Source organism: Ruegeria sp. AL2, assembly GCF_056540845.1.
Genome location: NZ_JBQFXM010000001.1, coordinates 679975 through 697148, shown reverse-complemented (window position 1 = coordinate 697148; position 17174 = coordinate 679975). Strand labels below are relative to the sequence as shown.

The window sequence follows — 17174 nt, the reverse complement described above, 5'->3', positions numbered from 1 at the left end:
GAAAAACCTCTGTCATCGCCAAAAAGCGAGCCAGTCCAGAAAGTCGTAAAGCTTCTTGCCGAGGAACAACATGTGCTCGGTACCATACAAGGCCACGTCCAGCATCATGCCCCCAAGCAATAGGACGCCAAGCCACATAGCAATTTGATTGTTCATGTCGGTTCCGAATGAAAATGCCCGCTCAGATAACCTGAGCGGGCACCAACGTACAAGCGAAGTCCGAAGGGTCAGTTAAGGCGGCCCATGGCGACGGCTACGTCTGCCATGCGAACCGAAAAGCCCCACTCGTTGTCATACCAGGCCAGCACGCGCACCATGCGATCATTGACGACGCGGGTCTGGTCGGGTGCGAAGATCGAGCTTTCTTCGGTGTGGTTGAAATCGGTTGATACCAGCGGCGCGGGCTCAAATCCCAAAACGCGCTGCATCGGGCCTTTGGCTGCTTCTTCGACGATTGCGTTGATTTCGGTCACCGAGGTGTCACGCGACGCACGGAACGTCAGGTCAACCGCAGAAACATTCGGGGTAGGAACCCGGATGGCGGACCCGTCCAGACGGCCTTTCAGGTTTGGCAGAACTTCACCCAAAGCTTTGGCAGCACCGGTTGAGGTCGGGATCATCGACATTGCGGCAGCGCGGGCGCGATAGAGATCACTGTGGCGACGGTCCAGCGTGGGCTGGTCTCCGGTATAGGCGTGAATGGTGGTCATGATGCCATGTTCAATGCCGACACCCTCGTCCAGAACCTTGGCCAGCGGGGCCAGGCAGTTTGTTGTGCAGGAGCCGTTCGACACCATGTTGTCATTCGCGGTCAGGGTGTTGTGGTTCACACCAAAAACGATGGTCTTGTTCACATTTTTGCCGGGGGCGGACAGCAGCACCTTGCCCGCACCGCGATCCAGATGTGTTTTGGCCTTGGTGCCATCATTGAATTTACCGGTGCACTCCAGAACGACGTCACAGCCTTCCCAGTCCAGTTCATTCATATCGTAGGTCGAAAACATCTGCATTGGGCCACGACCCAGATCCATCGTGTTGCCTTCGATTGAAACTTCGCGCGGGAAACGCCCATGAACGCTGTCATATTTCAGCAGATGCGCAGAGGTTTCCAATGGGCCGGTTGCGTTGACTTTGATCACTTCGATGTCGTTACGCCCCGACGCGGCGATGTGCGACAGGGTGCAGCGGCCAATACGGCCAAAACCATTGATACCGACCTTGATGGTCATGTGACGTCTCCTGATGCGCTTGCGTTGAGGGCCATATAGCGGCGAAATGGGAATCTCAAAAGGGCAAAAACGGCATATTTTTAAGGTGTTAGCGCAAACCTGCGACGGTTGCGCTAACGCTTGCGCTAGCCGTTGGATCAGGTAGGGTCCGGATGCGGCAGCGAACGGGAAAGGAAACGCGATGAGTGGTCTTTTGGCCTTGTTGGACGATGTGGCCGGGATCGCCAAGGTCGCGGCGACATCGGTGGATGATGTCGTGGCTGCGGCAGGCAAGGCAGGGGCCAAGACTGCAGGCGTAATCATTGACGACGCTGCGGTAACACCAAAATACGTTCAGGGCTTTGCCCCGGCGCGCGAATTGCCGATCATCTGGCGTATCGCGCGCGGTTCGGTTTTCAACAAAATCATACTCCTGTTGCCGGTGGCCTTGTTGCTGGCCAATTTCGCCCCGTGGCTGATCACCCCACTGTTGATGCTGGGTGGATCATATTTGTGTTTTGAAGGCGCCGAGAAGATTTTTCACGTCCTGTTTCCTCATGGTAGCCATGTAATTGAAGAGGATATGAAAAACCGGGACCCGGGCCATCTGGAAGAGCAGAAGGTCAAGGGCGCAATCAAGACCGATTTTATTCTGTCTGCCGAGATTATGACCATTGCACTGGCGGCGATCGAAGCCCCGAACCTATGGATGCAGGCCGCGACGCTGGCCGTTGTGGGGATCGGCGTGACGGTGGCCGTCTATGGGTCGGTGGCTCTGATCGTGAAAATGGATGATGTTGGGCTTTATCTGGCGCAGAACGCGCCGACACCTATCGGTCGCGGTCTGGGCCGAGGGTTGGTCAAGGCAATGCCCGGGGTGATGAAAACACTGTCCATTGTCGGAACAGCGGCGATGCTGTGGGTGGGGGGCTCGATCGTCATCCACGGGATGGAGGTGTTGGGCTTTGGATGGTTGGGCCATCATATCCATGATTGGGCCTATACCATTGGGCATTCTGTCTCTGATCAATGGGTTGGTGTGGTTGAGTGGGTGTCCAAGGCCACGATGGATGGCGTATTTGGTTTAGCTTGGGGGGTGGTTTTGATCCCTGTTGCAACCCGGATCATAGCACCAATGTTAAGTAAGAATGCGAAACACTGAATTGACCCGTTACCGTCTAGGCACGACGATCGATGGCCCGCTTATTCGAAAAGTGGGCACGCGCGGATTAAACGGCAGATCCTCAATTCTATCGGCTTTGAGTGTTGCGGCCGACGAAGTCCCATTCGATGAATCCGAGCTGTACAGTTTCTTGCATTTTCGTGTTGATACCGCTTTCAGGGCGCAGGAGCGTAGCCGTTGGTTCGGGGGACGCTTTTACAACGCTTTAGTGGGTCAATCGGCTACTTATGTTCCGCTGTCTGGAACCCATCTTCGCCAAGCGTTGTATTGTCTCGGCCTGCAAGAACCTGAGAAAGTGGTGGTGCAAGGACGGTATGAGTTGCGATTGGATTACGCTCTGAAAGCCTATGAAGAACTTGCACTTCGGGTTAAGGCTGAACCCAAATGAAAAGGGCGGCCAAGGCCGCCCTTTGCTCGATCAGGTGGGACTGATTTACAGTCCCAACAATTCCTTGACCTTTGCTACGGTCTCTTCGGCGGTGATGCCGAAATGCTTGTACAGTCCTCCCGCAGGGGCCGAGGCACCAAAGCTGGACATGCCGATGAACCCGGCTTTGGCTTCGCGGCCACGTTCACCCAGCAACCAACGATCCCAGCCACCAGCGCGAACCGCGGCTTCGATACCAACGCGGACCGGACCCGCCGGAAGGACGCGCTTGCGGTAGGCTTCATCCTGCTGTGCGAACAGCTCCATGCACGGCATCGAGACGACGCGGGTGCCGATGCCCTCGGCCTCGAGCATCGCTTTGGCTTCCATGGCCAGCGACACTTCGGAACCTGTGGCGATCAGGATTGCCTGACGCTTACCTTCTGCTTCGGCCAAAACGTAAGCACCTTGTGCGGTCAGGTTCTTGGTCTTGTGCTCGGTACGTACCGTTGGAACACCCTGACGGGTCAGCGACAGGACAGAGGGGCTGTCCTTGAAGGTCAGCGCCAGTTCCCATGCCTCGGCCGTTTCAATGGTGTCAGCCGGGCGGAAGACAAAAGTGTTGGGGGTTGCACGCGAGATCGCCAGATGCTCGACAGGCTGGTGGGTCGGGCCGTCTTCGCCCAGACCGATCGAGTCATGGGTCATCACGAAAACCGAAGGGATCTTCATCAGCGCCGCCAGACGCATGGACGGGCGGGCATAATCGGTGAAGGCCATGAATGTACCGCCATAGGGGCGGATACCACCATGCAGCGCCATGCCGTTCATCGCCGCCGCCATGCCGTGTTCACGGATACCATAATGGATATAGCGACCCTTGCGGTTTTCCGGAAGGAACACGCCCATATCGGCCGATTTTGTGTTATTTGACCCGGTCAGGTCCGCCGAACCGCCAACGGTTTCGGTCATGATCGGGTTTACAACGTTCAGGACCTTCTCCGACGACGAACGGGTGGCCAGTTTCGGCTGATCTTCGGACATCTGTTTTTTGAAAGCGCGAATGGCTCCGGCCAGACGCTTGGGGGCCTCGAATGCATAGGCGCGGGTGAACTCAGCCTGCTTGCGCTCGGACAGTTGCGCAAAACGCTCTTCCCATTCCGCACGCTCGGCAGCGCCACGTGATCCGATGGCTTCCCATGCGGATTTGACATTGTCAGGTACGTCAAACGCGTCATGCGCCCAGCCATAAGCCTTCTTGGCGGCCTTCAGCTGATCCGCATCGGTCAGCGCGCCGTGCCCTTTTGACGTGTCCTGCGCCGCGTGGCCCAGAGCAATGTGGGTTTTACACGCGATCATTGTCGGCTTGTTCGACTTCTTCGCCTGAACGATGGCCGCGTCGATGGCCTTGGGGTCATGACCGTCGATTTCAATCACATGCCAGCCCGAGGCCGCAAAGCGGCGAACCTGATCGGTGCGGTCGGCGATGTCGACGGTGCCGTCGATGGTGATGTTGTTGTTGTCCCAGAAGACGATCAGCTTGCTCAGCTCGTGACGACCGGCCAGGGTGATTGCCTCCTGGCTTACGCCTTCCATAAGGCAGCCGTCGCCCGCGATGACATAGGTATAGTGGTCGACAACCTTCTTGCCATAATGCGCGCGCTGGATTTCCTCGGCCATCGCAAAGCCCACGGCGTTCGAGATACCCTGACCCAGCGGTCCGGTCGTGGTTTCAACACCAGCGACCAGAAAGTTTTCTGGGTGGCCTGCGGTTTTTGCGCCCAGCTGGCGGAAATTCTTGATCTCCTCCAGCGTCACATCTGCATATCCCGTAAGGTACAGCAACGAATAGACCAGCATCGAACCATGGCCTGCGGACAGGATGAAGCGGTCACGATCCGGCCAGTTCGGGGCCGAGGCGTCAAACTTCAGATGCTTTTCGAACAGGACAGTCGCGACATCCGCCATGCCCATGGGCATACCGGAATGTCCGGAGTTTGCAGCGGCGACGGCATCAAGGGTCAATGTGCGGATGGCCGCAGCTTTGTCCCAGTGTTCGGGGTTGGCATTGCGCAGCGCAGTCAGGTCCACGGGCGTTGTTCCTTTGGATAAAAAGCAGATTGCGGGCTCAATACCACTCAGCACTCAAAGTGCAAGCGGAACCGGGGTTTATCCGCCTGGATTGCGTGAACTGCGTGGTCCAAGTAGTTGAAAGCAAACAGTGGGTATTTTCTGTCGCATTCCGTTAGACTGGCGGCAGGCGGGATTCGATTTTGATTCGGATCGCTTCGCAACAGAATGAACCTTGATAAAGAGGTGACAGGGGCATGAGCCAACTTGAGGAATTACAGCACCGCATTATTGCGGCGATGGACCGTATCGGAGCGGGCGTCGACGCATTGGGCGGCGCGTCCGTAGATGCCCGGCCGGATGACGGCCTCCAGGCAGCGCTTGAAGATGAAAAAGTTGCGAACGCGCAGCTTCAGGAACGTCTGAGAACCCTAAAGGAACAGCACGAACAGGAAGTGGACGGGCTGAGAGCCGATCTTGAGGAGTTGCGAAGCGCTCCGACCAATACAGCCGAAACAGACGCTCTGCGATCCGAGCTGGAAGAAGCCCGTGCGAAAATCGCGACGGTCGAAGCCGCGCGCGCTGAATTGGCCGAAGCCAAGGCCGCATTGGACAACAGCACCGAGCTGGAGGCGCTGAAAGCGGAAAACAGCCGTCTAAAGGACGAACTGTCAGATACAGTCCGCGTCGACGACCTGAGCGCCGAGCTTGAGATGCTGCGCGCTGAACGGACCAGTCACGGCGCTGCAATGTCGCGACTGGACGACGATCTGCAACGGATGCGCAAGGCAAACGAGCAGTTGCGCACTGCGATAGAGGAATTGCGCGCCGCCGCCGCCGAAGGTGTCGCAGATGCCGAGCTGCTGAACCGGGCCACCGTCGCGGAACTGGAAGCAACGCGCGCAGCACAGGCGTCAGACGCCGCCGAAGCGCAGGCAGTTCTTGCAAGGTTGGAACCTCTGCTGTCGCAGGCGAAACTTGTTGAAGGTGAGGTAGAGTGATGCCCGAAGTGACCATTCATATCGGCGGGCGCGGTTTTGAGGTATCCTGCCGAGACGGGGAAGAGCCCTTTCTGCACGCTGCCGCCAAAGTGTTGGACGACGAGGCACAGGTGCTGTCCGATCAGATCGGTCGTATGCCGGAATCCCGCATGTTGCTGATGGCCGGCTTGATGCTGGCCGACAAGACTGCGGCAACAGAGGACAAGGTCAAATCGCTCGAAGGGAAACTGGCCGAAGCCGAAGCCGAGCTTCAGGCGCTGCGAAGCGCCCCGGCGCCCGAACCTGAGCGCATCGAAGTGGCTGTGGTTCCGCCATCTGTTACAGATACGCTGGCCGAACTGGCCGCACGAGCCGAAGCGCTGGCCGCAGTAGTTGAGGAGAAAAAGGCAAGATGAAGGTCCTGCGCAAATTCATCTGTGTTGCGGCGCTGGTCGTGCCCGCAACAACGGCACTGGCCGAAATCGATATTCTGTCTGTCACCTTCACCTGCGAAAACGGAATACCGCTGCCTGTTACCTATTTCAACGCACCGGATAGTACAGGGGCCGCGGCAACCTTGGTGGACAATTCTCTGGTTGTTATGCGTCAGGTCGAAAGCGGTTCAGGTATCCGCTACGAATCCTTTGGTGAAAGTGGAACCTACATCCTGCGCTCGAAAGGGTGGGACGCGTCGGTTAGCTATTTGGCGGCGGGTGCCGCCAATGAGCAGGAGATCTATCGGGGTTGTTCCAGCCGGTAGGCCGGATTACGCGTTTGCTTCGCGGATTTTGTCGGCTGCTTCCTTGTTGTAGCCGACATTGTTTTCGTCGAACAACGCATCCAGTTCACCCGACAAGGTCATCTCGGTGATGATATCGCAACCGCCAACAAACTCGCCTTTGACATAAAGCTGGGGCACAGTTGGCCAGTCGGAATAATCCTTGATCCCCTGACGCACTTCTTCGTCGGCCAGAACGTTCACATCCGTGTATTCGACGCCCATATAGTTCAGCACGCCAGCCACGCGCGAGGAGAACCCGCATTGCGGCATTTCCTTGGTGCCTTTCATATACAGCACCACATCGTTGGCTTTGACGGTTTCGTCGATCCGGGTCTTAACGTCGGTCATCTTGTTTTCCCTTTTCATCCGCATCTGCGGGGATTGTTCCATCACTGGGCAAACTGGGTGCCCATCCTTCCGTTTCAAGCTGCCGGTGTTCAGCCTGCGCCATATTCACCGGATCAAGCCCATATCTCTCAAGGCCGCCCATTTTGCTGAGTTCACCCGGATCCGGACGCATATCGGACAGTTTTCTTTTTCGGTTGCGTTTGACATAGGCTTCGATCAGCGCGGCGGCAACTATCAATGCTGCAAATAAACCTATCCAGAACAACAAGCCATTCATAATTGGGCACTCTCAACCTTCGCGCTGTGTGAGTTTTCGCCGTCTCATATTCCTTGTGACGCGCCAATATCTGGGCCCATATTTCAGTAGCTTCGGTAGATCACAAAACAGGATCGCCAAGGAGCTGATAACGTCTAAGAACAGAAAGGTTAGTCTCAGTAGAGCCCATCCTATCGGTTCGTCCACTATTCAGGCACTTTCGTGGTCAATGCCAGTGCGTGCAGCTCTCCATCCGGGCCATCCATCTTGCCCTTCAGGGCCGCATAGACGGCGCGCTGTTGTTGAACTCGGTTTTTGCCGCGAAAGCTTTCGTCCACCACCATGGCGGACATATGAATACCGTCGTTGCCGCCAACCTGAATGACCGCATCAGGAAAGGCTTCTCGCAGCAGGTGTTCTATTTGATGGGCGCTCATCGGCATGTAGGTAACTCCTGAAGGTCTTTCCAAAGATGTAGAGCGCTTGAACCTGGCGCGCAAGGGCACATGAATGTGCCAAAACGACGAAACCTGCGCTTATTCAGGGCGCAGGTTTCGAGCGATATTTAAACAGCCTGATCAGGCGACGGCGTCGGCAAAGCTGTTGCGGAAAACGGCCGTCAGGTCTTCTAACGAGGCCTCCGAGCCGCCGATCCTGACGGTATCGCCAGTAAACCGACCTACCGAGACCAGCGGTACACCTGCCTGACCCGCCGCGATCATCAACGCTTCGGCCTGATCAAAGTTGCAAGCGACCAAATACCGTGCCTGATCTTCCCCGAACAGAAATTCCGTCGGTGCATCATCCAGACACACGCCTACCCCGGCGGCCTCGGCCAGTTCGAAGGCCGCAAGCGCAAGGCCCCCATCACTCAGGTCTGTGCAGGCCTTGATCATTCCACGATTGGCGCGAATGAAATCGCCGTTGCGTTTTTCAGCGTCCAGATTCACATGCGGCGCGTCGCCATCTTCTCGGTTGAAGACCTCGGCCAGAAGGGCGGACTGGCCCAGATGACCTTTGGTTTCGCCGATCACCAAAGCCACGTGGCCCTCGCGCACCTCGTTGCCGATGATTTCATCGCTGTGATTCAGCAGCCCGACAGCGCCGATTGTGGGCGTTGGCAGGATCGCCTGACCGTCGGTTTCATTATACAGCGACACGTTGCCGGATACGATCGGCATGTCCAGCGCGCCGACTGCGGCGCCGATGCCCTGAACGGCGCCGACAAACTGACCCATGATTTCGGGCTTTTCCGGGTTGCCGAAGTTCAGGTTGTCTGTTGTGGCCAGCGGTTTGGCCCCAACAGCCGTCAGGTTACGGTAGGCTTCGGCCACCGCCTGTTTGCCGCCTTCAACCGGGTTGGCGCGGACGTAGCGCGGGGTCACGTCAGAGGTGAACGCCAGCACCTTGTCGGTGCCGTGAACACGCACCATACCCGCACCCAGGCCCGGTGTCCGGTTTGTATCCGCCATCACCATCGTGTCGTACTGCTCATAAACCCACTGCTTGCCCGCGTAGTTGGGCGACGACAGCAGGGCACGCAGGCCGTCAATCGGGTCGATCTGAGGCACTTCGGCAAGGTCTTCGGCTTCGGGCGTCGGCACCCAAGGGCGATCATATTCGGGCGCGGTCGAAGACAGTTTGGACAGGACGAGATCGGCCTTGACCTCACCGTTATGCATGATCAGGAAGCGATCCTCGGCAATCGTTTCACCGACGATGGCAAAGTCCAGGTCCCATTTCTCGAACACGGCGCGGGCTTCGGCCTCAAGCTCGGGCTTGAGAACCATCAGCATGCGTTCCTGAGATTCGGACAGCATCATCTCATAGGCTGTCATATTCTCTTCGCGCTGGGGGACGTTTTCCAGATCCAGGCGCACGCCCAGACCACCCTTGTCGCCCATCTCAACGGCGGAACAGGTCAGGCCCGCAGCACCCATGTCTTGAATCGAGATCACGGCGCCGGTCTGCATCAGCTCCAGTGTTGCTTCCATCAGGCGCTTTTCGGTGAAGGGATCACCCACCTGAACAGTGGGGCGTTTTTCCTCGATGGTGTCGTCAAATTCGGCCGAGGCCATCGTTGCGCCACCAACACCGTCGCGACCAGTTTTTGCACCAAGATAGACCACCGGCATGCCCACGCCCGACGCGGCAGAGTAGAAGATCTTGTCACTGTCGGCCAAACCGGCGGCAAAGGCGTTCACAAGGCAGTTGCCGTTGTAAGCCGGGTGAAAGCGGACCTCGCCCCCAACGCAGGGAACACCGAAACAGTTGCCATAGCCGCCAATACCTTCGACCACGCCGTTGACCAGCTGGCGGGTTTTGTGGTGGCCGGGTTCACCGAAGGACAGCGCATTCATCGAAGCGATCGGGCGCGCGCCCATTGTGAACACGTCCCGAAGGATGCCGCCGACACCCGTTGCCGCACCTTGGTAGGGTTCGATGTAGGACGGGTGATTGTGGCTTTCCATCTTGAAAACCACGGCCTGACCGTCCCCGATATCCACGACACCGGCATTCTCGCCCGGGCCGCAAATGACTTGAGGCCCCGAGGTTGGAAGAGTGCGCAACCATTTCTTCGACGACTTGTAAGAACAATGTTCGTTCCACATCGCCGAGAAAATACCAAGCTCGGTAAAGGTCGGTTCACGCCCGATGATCTCGAGGATCATGTCATATTCCTCGGGCTTGAGCCCATGTGCTGCAATCAGATCGGGTGTGATAGCGGGCTCTTGCATCTTCTGTCCTGTGTCCAAGTGGGCCGAGATTGCGCGCCTTGTAGGGCAAGCGCGCGCGTGTGGAAAGGGTCAAGACGGCGCAGGTCGCGTCTTTCAAAGAAAAACGGAACCGGCATCACGGCCGGTTCCGTAAAACCGCACAGCAGTCCTGCTGCAAATCGCCGACGTAAACCCTGAAGATTACGCCGATCCCTGGTCTTTGTTGACCTCGGCAGCAGCTGCGGCGCCGACAGCAGTCTTCTGTTCGGGCGTCAGATGCTCGACCTCTTCCAGCCCGGGAATTGCAACGCGCACCTCGCGGCGGGCAAAGTCAATGCCGTTGGCCTTGAACTCGGCCTTGACCTTGTTGAAGATCTCCTTGCGCAAGGTGAACTGCTTGCCGGGCTTTGCCATGAATTTACCGCGAATGATCATGCCGACATCGTCGAAGTCGAACACGCCCTGCGATTTGAACGGTTGCAGAAAGCCTTCTTTGTGGGTTTCGTCCTCCATCATCTCGGCCCCGATCTTTTTGAAGATTTTCTTGACCTTGTTGGGATCGGTATCAAAGGGCACGGTGAATTTCAGCTTCATGATCACCCAGTCACGGCTGTAATTCGTCAGCTTCTGGATTTCACCATAAGGGATTGTGTGCACAGGCCCCCTGTGATGGCGCAGTTGCATCGAACGGATCGAGATTTTTTCGACCGTTCCTGTGGTTCCGCCCACATCGACATATTCGCCGACGCGGAAGGCATCATCGATCAGGAAGAAAACACCACCGACGATATCCGCCACCAGTTTCTGAGCACCAAAGCCGATGGCCAGACCCAGAACACCGGCACCGGCCAGAAGCGGTGTGATGTTGATACCCAGCGCACCCAGTGCCAGCAGACCGAAGATAACCGAGATGGTGATCTGGGCCGTAATCCGCATCAGCGGCAGAACCGTCGCCAGACGAGAGCCCCCGGCACCGCCGCCTTCACCGCTTGCTTCCTCGTCGACCGCTTCAGCCGCGGTCTGCTCTTTGGCCAGCCTGCGGTTGATCCATAGTGAGACGACCTCGTTCAGGATGTAGCCGACTGCGATGATCAGAAGGAATTCAATGACAGCACCGCCAACTTCGGCACTGACACCGGCCGAGGCGACATTGCGTAGGTCAAGATGCCAGGTGCGGGCGATCATGAAGACAATGATCAGCCCGGCAATGACCCGCCCAATCCGGATGTAGCTGCGCTTGGCCGCGCGATGAGCGCGTTCGGCCAGCGGGCCTTCGCCAGACATCGGCGGCTGCAAATGGCGTACCAGCCCGCGGATCAACGTGTCGAGAGCAGGGGCAATCAGCAACCAGAACATGGTTGTGAAATGCGCACCACGACCCAACAATCTCAGCGTCGATGGATCGCGTTGCGCGACCAGGAATTCGACCAGCAGCCAGATTGTCACCGAAACGCCAATGGCGAAGTAGGGATAATAATGCGCAACTTCTTTATCGAATTTCGTGTGATCCGGATCTGTTCCCAGCATCATCTGAGACAGCCCTTCGCGCGCGGTCCATGCGATGATAGCGATGTAGACATGGGTCGCCGCGTTCAGCCAGAAGCCGATGCGTGTATCGTCGCCTGTCACGCCATTAAGAGCGTTGAAGCGCACAACAAACAGCGTGAACCCGATCAGGATCAACAACCCGATCAGATTGCGATGCAGATACTTTGCCCAATGATCGTCAATACTCACCAACCGATATTTGGGCTTCTCCGGTGCCAGAACAAAACGTGAGGCCGCAGCCCCCAGGCGCGGGATCCAGATCAGATAGAACACAAACGGACCGGCATAGGTGATCTGTTCGGGTGTCAGAATCCCGCGACCAATCGTGCGAATGACGACATAGAACACGATCAGCCCGGCAATTTCGCGACAGAACCTGCGGAACAGATAACTGACAGCTCCCTTGAGATCAGCCTCCTCCCCAACTTCGGTCGCTTCATGCCAGCGACGGGTCAGGAAAATGAACAGCTTCTCGGCTATTAAACCAGCAATCAACACAGAAAGAATAAGCCCAAACAGGGTAAAGACACCGTTCGTTCCAAACGTGTCGCTGAAATTGCCAAACGCAGTTATCTGTGCCGTGACAATATTGGGAAGCGTGGTCAGAACATGTGTCCAGGACGAGACCATCTCGGCCCATATCTCACTGATTTCGGTCAGCGGGTCTTCCACGTTCGCCTTCTCGGCAGCCTGCTTTTCGGCGACCGCATCAAGGCGCTCTAATAGAATGGCGCGCACCTGGTCATCTGACATGCGGGCAACCAGACCATCGACCTGCTCAGGTGTTAGATCGTCCGGAATGGTCACTGAAGAAGTTGAGCCGGTATCTTGCGCATAAAGCGGAACCGCCAAAAATAGAGTGCAGACAATCGCCAACATAAGGCGGAATGGGTGGAACATGATTCTCCCTCGAACACGAAATTATCTCGTTTTTTTGGGATCATATGCCTATGCGTGTATTTTTCCCAGAGCTTTCGCTGACTTGATGCAACGCCTAGAGCAAAAAAAAGGCCGAGCAATAAGCTCGGCCGTAGTCCAACAGGGAGGTATGAAGATGATGAGCGTTTCAGCATCACCGCCTTCGAGTGCTCATTTAGGGGTCAGATTGTAAACGTTCAAGGAATTTAACCCTGAAATGTCCTCATGCCCGCTATGCCATTTATGCATAGCTAAAGTTTTCCCATCTTTTTCAGTTGTTTGCGCTGTGCGATGATCTCGTCCTGCACAAAGTCGCGGAACGCCCCGACACGTTTGGAGTGTCGGAGTTCTTCGGGATAAGCCAGATAGACCGGCACGTCAGCGGTTTCGACATCCGACAGAACTGGCACAAGATGCGGGAAATCCTGTGTGACGTAATCTGGCAGAACCCCAATGCCGAGATTGTGCAACACTCCCTGAAGGACGCCGAAGTAGTTGTTTACCGTCAACAGGGATGCGGGATTGTAGGTCATAAGGTGGCGAACCATGGCCGCGCTGGCGCCCACCTGGGGTGCCGCGGGTGTCTGACAGATCAGCCGGTGATTTTGGATCTCCTCCAGAGATTTCAGCATTCCACCATGGGCTTCGATGTAGTTGTGCGTCGCGTAAAGCGCCATCTGAACCGTCATCAGGCGTTTTCGCACAAGATCTGCCTGGCTGGGTTCCTTCATGCGAATGGCGACATCCGCTTCTCGCATGGGAAGGTCCAGAACTCGTTCTTCCAGCATCAGGTCGATGTTCAGATCAGGATATTGTTCATAAAGCTTGGGCAGGCGAGGGGCGAGCCACAGTGTGCCGAACCCAAAGGTCGTCGTGACCCGAAGAACGCCAAAGACCTCTTCTTCACTGTCGCGAATGCGTGCGGCAGCTGCGTCCAGCCGTTTTGACATGGCGGATGTGGCGTCGAACAACAGTTCACCCTGTTCGGTGAGAATCAGCCCCCGGGCGTGACGGTGAAAAAGGGTGGCATCCAACGACTCTTCCAGCGCACGGATCTGTCTGCTCACGGCGGATTGAGACAAATTGAGCTTGTCCCCGGCATGTGTGAGGCTGCCCGCATCGGCCACCGCGTGAAATATTCTAAGCTTGTCCCAATCCATCGCCGCAACTTTCGTTATCTTTTCGAACGCCTATATGAAACAGGTAACAAGTTCTACAATCAAAGGCCGAAATCGTTACGGTTCAGTGCATAAAACCTATACAGGTCAGAAATTATGACCTAAAATGCGCTGAGTACATGCACACTGATCTGGCGAGGGGAGACGTCTGATGAGTCAGCCACAGATTACGTTAAACGACCGGTTCGATCTTGAGAAAAGCCCCGTTCTTCTGAACGGAACACAGGCGCTTGTCCGGTTGATGCTGATGCAAAAGGCCAGAGACCGGCAGGCGGGACTGAACACTGCGGGGCTGGTGACTGGATATCGTGGCTCGCCACTGGGCGCTGTTGATCAGCAGATGATGCGGGCGCAAAAGCCGTTGTCCGAAAGCGATGTTACGTTTCAGTTTGGATTGAACGAAGATCTGGCGGCAACAGCGCTGTGGGGCAGCCAACAGGCCGGCTTGCGCGGCGACGGTAAGTTCGATGGGGTTTTCGGTCTTTGGTACGGCAAGGGGCCGGGCGTAGATCGGTCCGGTGACGTCATGCGCCACGCGAATATGGCCGGTACCGCCAAGCATGGCGGTGTGCTTATGGCGATGGGTGATGACCATACTGGCGAAAGCTCGACCGTGTTGCATCAGTCCGAATGGTCACTGGTGGATATGTATATGCCTGTCGTCAGCCCGGCGGGCGTGCAGGAAATCCTCGACTACGGAATTTACGGCTATGCCCTCAGCCGTTTTGCCGGGGTTTGGGTTGGGCTAAAGACCATGAAGGACACAATCGAGGTTACTTCGGTTGTGGATGGTCGCCCCGACCGAATGCAGGTTGTCGTACCTGATTTCGATATGCCGGAAGGCGGTTTGAATATCCGCCTTGGGGACACGCCGCACCTGCAAGAAACGCGCGTCATCGATTACAAGAGGTTTGCAGCCGAGACGTTTTCACATGCCAACAAGCTGGACAAGCGGATATGGGGCAAACCGGGTGCAAAGATCGGGTTTGTTGCGGCCGGTAAGAACTGGCTGGACCTGACCCATGCGCTCTCGCTTTTGAACATCGACGAGTCCGAAGCCGAGCGGCTGGGGATCACGACCTACAAGGTGGGACAGACATTTCCGCTGGACATGGTCGGGTTCCACGACTGGGCCGAAGGACTGGACCTGATCGTGATCGTCGAGGAAAAGCGCAAGCTGATCGAAGTTCAGGTCAAAGAAGCTATCTTTGACGACCGTCGCGGCCGCCGGGTTTATGGGTGGTACAAGGGCGGCGCCGGTACGTTGCATCGCGATGAACTGTTCCCGACCCGCGGCGCGCTGGACCCGATCATGATTGCCGAAAAGCTGGGTGAGATCCTGATCGAAGAAGGGCGCGAAACCGATGGTATTCGTGCGGGTCTGGCCTCATTATCCGAAGCACGCCGGGCTGACAACGCACAGGAAATTGCAACGCGGCTTCCGTATTTCTGCTCGGGCTGCCCGCATAACAGTTCGACCAAAGTCCCCGATGGCAGCCGTGCCTATGCAGGGATCGGTTGTCATTACATGGTTCAGTGGATGGACCGGAACACCACCGGCTTTACCCAGATGGGCGGTGAAGGCGCGAACTGGATCGGTGAGGCACCGTTTTCGACCACCAAACACGTGTTCCAGAACCTTGGCGATGGCACCTATAACCACTCGGGCGTTCAGGCGATCCGCGCGGCGCTGTCAGCGGGCACGAACATCACCTTCAAGATCCTGTTCAACGATGCCGTCGCCATGACGGGCGGGCAGGAGAATGAAGGCGATCTGACCGCAGAACGGATCGTTGCCGAGGTCAAGGCCATGGGTGTCCGTGAGGTTGCTCTGGTCTATGACGAAAAGGAAGACGTGAACTTCAAGGCTCTGCCGTCGAATGTTCAGACGTTCGAGCGTGCGGAACTGATGCAGGTGCAGGAGAAATTCCGCGAGATCGAGGGTGTTTCGGTCATCGTTTATGTTCAGACCTGTGCGGCCGAAAAACGCCGTCGCCGCAAACGCGGCACGTTCCCGGACCCGGACAAGCGTGTGTTTATCAATACCGATGTGTGCGAAGGCTGCGGCGATTGCGGGGTGCAGTCGAACTGTGTGTCGATTGTGCCCAAGGAAACAGAACTTGGGCGTAAGCGCGCCATCGATCAGTCAAGCTGCAACAAGGACTATTCCTGCCTGAACGGCTTTTGCCCATCCTTTGTCACGCTTGAGGGGGCGAAGATCCGTAAAGAGGCAACGACCGAAATCGACTTGCCGGACCTGCCGATGCCGGTGTTGCCCAAGATCAGCGGCACCCATAACGTGGTGATCACGGGTGTCGGGGGAACCGGTGTTGTCACGCTGGGCGCGATTCTTGCGCAGGCTGCCCAGATTGACGGCAAAGGCGCGGGCATGATGGAAATGGCGGGCTTGGCGCAGAAGGGCGGCGCGGTTCACATCCATTGCCGTCTGGCCAACGCACCCGAAGACATCAGCGCCATCCGTGTCGCAACCGGCGAAGCCCATGCGCTGATCGGCGGTGATCTGGTGGTGTCCGCTGGAGCCAAAACTTTGGGCCTGACGCGCACAGGCCGTACAGGCGCCGTTGTGAACAGCCATGAGACGGTAACAGGCGACTTTACGCGCAATACCGAGTTCCGCATTCCTGCCGATCAGCTGGAACTGGCCCTCCAGGCACGGTTAAAAGAAGGTGTCTCGCTGTTTGACGCGACCGAGTTGGCACGCGCCGTGATGGGCGACTCGATCTATTCCAACATGATGATCTTTGGCGCGGCGTGGCAGCGGGGGTTGTTGCCCGTCCGCCATCAGGCGATCTTTGATGCCATCGAATTGAACGGAACTACGATTGAACGGAACAAGCGTGCGTTCGATATCGGGCGTTGGGCGGTTCTGCATCCCGCTGAAGTGCAGTCCATTCTGTCCCCGACCGTGACCGAGATGCCCAGATCGCTGGATCAGAAGATCGAATTCCGCGCAAGCCATCTGACCGATTACCAAAGTGCGCGGCTGGCCAAACGGTATCGCAAGCTGGTCGACAGTGTTGAGGATGCGGATATCCGCGAGGCGGTGGCAAAAGGCTATCACAAGATTTTGTCCTACAAGGATGAATACGAAGTCGCGCGCCTTCTTCTGTCAAGCCGTGACAAAGCGGCTGCCGAGTTCGATGGCGATTTCAAGATGACGTTCCATCTGGCCCCGCCCTTTTTGGGGGGATCGGGCAGCAACGGCAGACCCCGCAAACGTGCGTTTGGCGAAGCCATCCTTGGCCCACTGAAACTTTTGACCCGGTTGAAGGCAATGCGCGGTACTCCGCTGGATATTTTCGGCTATTCGTCGGAACGCAGGATGGAACGTGCGTTAATCCGTCAATATGAAAAGGACATGCGCGAGGTTCTGCCGCTTTTATCGCAGACAACACGCGATGCGATTGCCGCCCTGGCTCGTTTGCCGCTGGATATCCGTGGGTTTGGCCCCGTATTGCGCGAGAACGAGGCCAAAGCAGCCAAACGGCGCGAGGAGTTGCTGGCCGTCATTCGCGGCGGAGGGACAGGGTTGCAGGCTGCGGCGGAATAAAACGTCACAAGCGTGTCACGATAGCTAGGCAAAATTGTTACTTGCACTT

Annotated in this window: 15 protein-coding genes; 6 read left to right on the top strand and 9 right to left on the bottom strand. The window is 56.9% G+C overall.

What is annotated here, in order from left to right; translation table 11 throughout:
• Positions 1-12: 12 nt before the first annotated feature.
• Entirely contained in the window at positions 13-156 is a 144-nt protein-coding gene (locus ACR0ID_RS03495; protein ID WP_480493268.1) for a hypothetical protein, read from the bottom strand.
• A 71-nt stretch (positions 157-227) separates the two neighbouring features.
• Positions 228-1229, bottom strand: a complete 1002-nt coding sequence (gene gap, locus ACR0ID_RS03490; protein WP_480516903.1) for a type I glyceraldehyde-3-phosphate dehydrogenase — start codon at positions 1227-1229, stop codon at positions 228-230.
• Positions 1230-1410: 181 nt separating this feature from the next.
• On the opposite strand from gap, the gene ACR0ID_RS03485 reads away from it, so the two are divergent.
• Both ACR0ID_RS03485 and ACR0ID_RS03480 read left to right on the top strand, forming a co-directional pair.
• On the top strand, positions 1411-2370 hold the full coding sequence (locus ACR0ID_RS03485) for a DUF808 domain-containing protein (protein WP_480603750.1): 960 nt from the start codon (positions 1411-1413) through the stop codon (positions 2368-2370).
• Positions 2357-2779, top strand: a complete 423-nt coding sequence (locus ACR0ID_RS03480; protein ID WP_480516907.1) for a hypothetical protein — start codon at positions 2357-2359, stop codon at positions 2777-2779. The genes ACR0ID_RS03485 and ACR0ID_RS03480 overlap by 14 nt, the downstream gene beginning before the upstream one ends.
• 45 nt (positions 2780-2824) lie before the next feature.
• Here the strand turns inward: ACR0ID_RS03480 and tkt are convergent, their stop codons facing one another.
• The gene (gene tkt, locus ACR0ID_RS03475) at positions 2825-4849 is read right to left on the bottom strand and encodes a transketolase (RefSeq protein WP_480603747.1); all 2025 of its coding nucleotides are present in this window, start codon (positions 4847-4849) and stop codon (positions 2825-2827) included.
• A 236-nt stretch (positions 4850-5085) separates the two neighbouring features.
• Here tkt and ACR0ID_RS03470 point away from each other — a divergent pair, with 236 nt between their 5' ends.
• Genes ACR0ID_RS03470 through ACR0ID_RS03460 form a run of 3 tightly spaced genes read left to right on the top strand, consistent with a single transcriptional unit; the run spans position 5086 to position 6568 of the window.
• Positions 5086-5829, top strand: a complete 744-nt coding sequence (locus tag ACR0ID_RS03470) for a hypothetical protein (protein ID WP_480553407.1) — start codon at positions 5086-5088, stop codon at positions 5827-5829.
• On the top strand, positions 5829-6224 hold the full coding sequence (locus ACR0ID_RS03465) for a cell division protein ZapA (RefSeq protein ID WP_480472573.1): 396 nt from the start codon (positions 5829-5831) through the stop codon (positions 6222-6224). The genes ACR0ID_RS03470 and ACR0ID_RS03465 overlap by 1 nt, the downstream gene beginning before the upstream one ends.
• On the top strand, positions 6221-6568 hold the full coding sequence (locus tag ACR0ID_RS03460; RefSeq protein ID WP_480603744.1) for an MliC family protein: 348 nt from the start codon (positions 6221-6223) through the stop codon (positions 6566-6568). Before ACR0ID_RS03465 ends, ACR0ID_RS03460 begins: the two co-directional genes overlap by 4 nt.
• A 6-nt stretch (positions 6569-6574) precedes the next feature.
• Here ACR0ID_RS03460 and grxD read toward each other — a convergent pair whose 3' ends face one another.
• The 6 genes from grxD to ACR0ID_RS03430 all read right to left on the bottom strand — a co-directional run bounded on the left by grxD (position 6575) and on the right by ACR0ID_RS03430 (position 13536).
• Positions 6575-6937 (bottom strand): Grx4 family monothiol glutaredoxin, encoded by a 363-nt coding sequence (gene grxD, locus ACR0ID_RS03455; protein ID WP_480472577.1) that lies wholly within the window; start codon positions 6935-6937, stop codon positions 6575-6577.
• Positions 6924-7214 carry a hypothetical protein gene (locus ACR0ID_RS03450; RefSeq protein ID WP_480603741.1) on the bottom strand — a complete coding sequence of 97 codons (291 nt, stop codon included), beginning with the start codon at positions 7212-7214 and terminating at the stop codon, positions 6924-6926. Before ACR0ID_RS03450 ends, grxD begins: the two co-directional genes overlap by 14 nt.
• A gap of 185 nt (positions 7215-7399) precedes the next feature.
• The gene (locus tag ACR0ID_RS03445) at positions 7400-7636 is read right to left on the bottom strand and encodes a BolA/IbaG family iron-sulfur metabolism protein (RefSeq protein WP_480603738.1); all 237 of its coding nucleotides are present in this window, start codon (positions 7634-7636) and stop codon (positions 7400-7402) included.
• A gap of 135 nt (positions 7637-7771) precedes the next feature.
• Positions 7772-9931: a phosphoribosylformylglycinamidine synthase subunit PurL gene (gene purL, locus ACR0ID_RS03440; protein WP_480493260.1), complete on the bottom strand. Its 2160-nt coding sequence runs from the start codon at positions 9929-9931 to the stop codon at positions 7772-7774.
• 180 nt (positions 9932-10111) lie between these two features.
• A complete protein-coding gene (locus ACR0ID_RS03435) occupies positions 10112-12358 on the bottom strand; it encodes a mechanosensitive ion channel family protein (RefSeq protein ID WP_480603736.1) in 2247 nt (748 codons plus the stop codon).
• A 269-nt stretch (positions 12359-12627) separates the two neighbouring features.
• Positions 12628-13536 (bottom strand): LysR family transcriptional regulator, encoded by a 909-nt coding sequence (locus ACR0ID_RS03430; RefSeq protein WP_480603733.1) that lies wholly within the window; start codon positions 13534-13536, stop codon positions 12628-12630.
• A gap of 169 nt (positions 13537-13705) precedes the next feature.
• Here ACR0ID_RS03430 and ACR0ID_RS03425 point away from each other — a divergent pair, with 169 nt between their 5' ends.
• Positions 13706-17125: an indolepyruvate ferredoxin oxidoreductase family protein gene (locus tag ACR0ID_RS03425; RefSeq protein ID WP_480603732.1), complete on the top strand. Its 3420-nt coding sequence runs from the start codon at positions 13706-13708 to the stop codon at positions 17123-17125.
• The last annotated feature ends 49 nt before the right edge of the window (positions 17126-17174 follow it).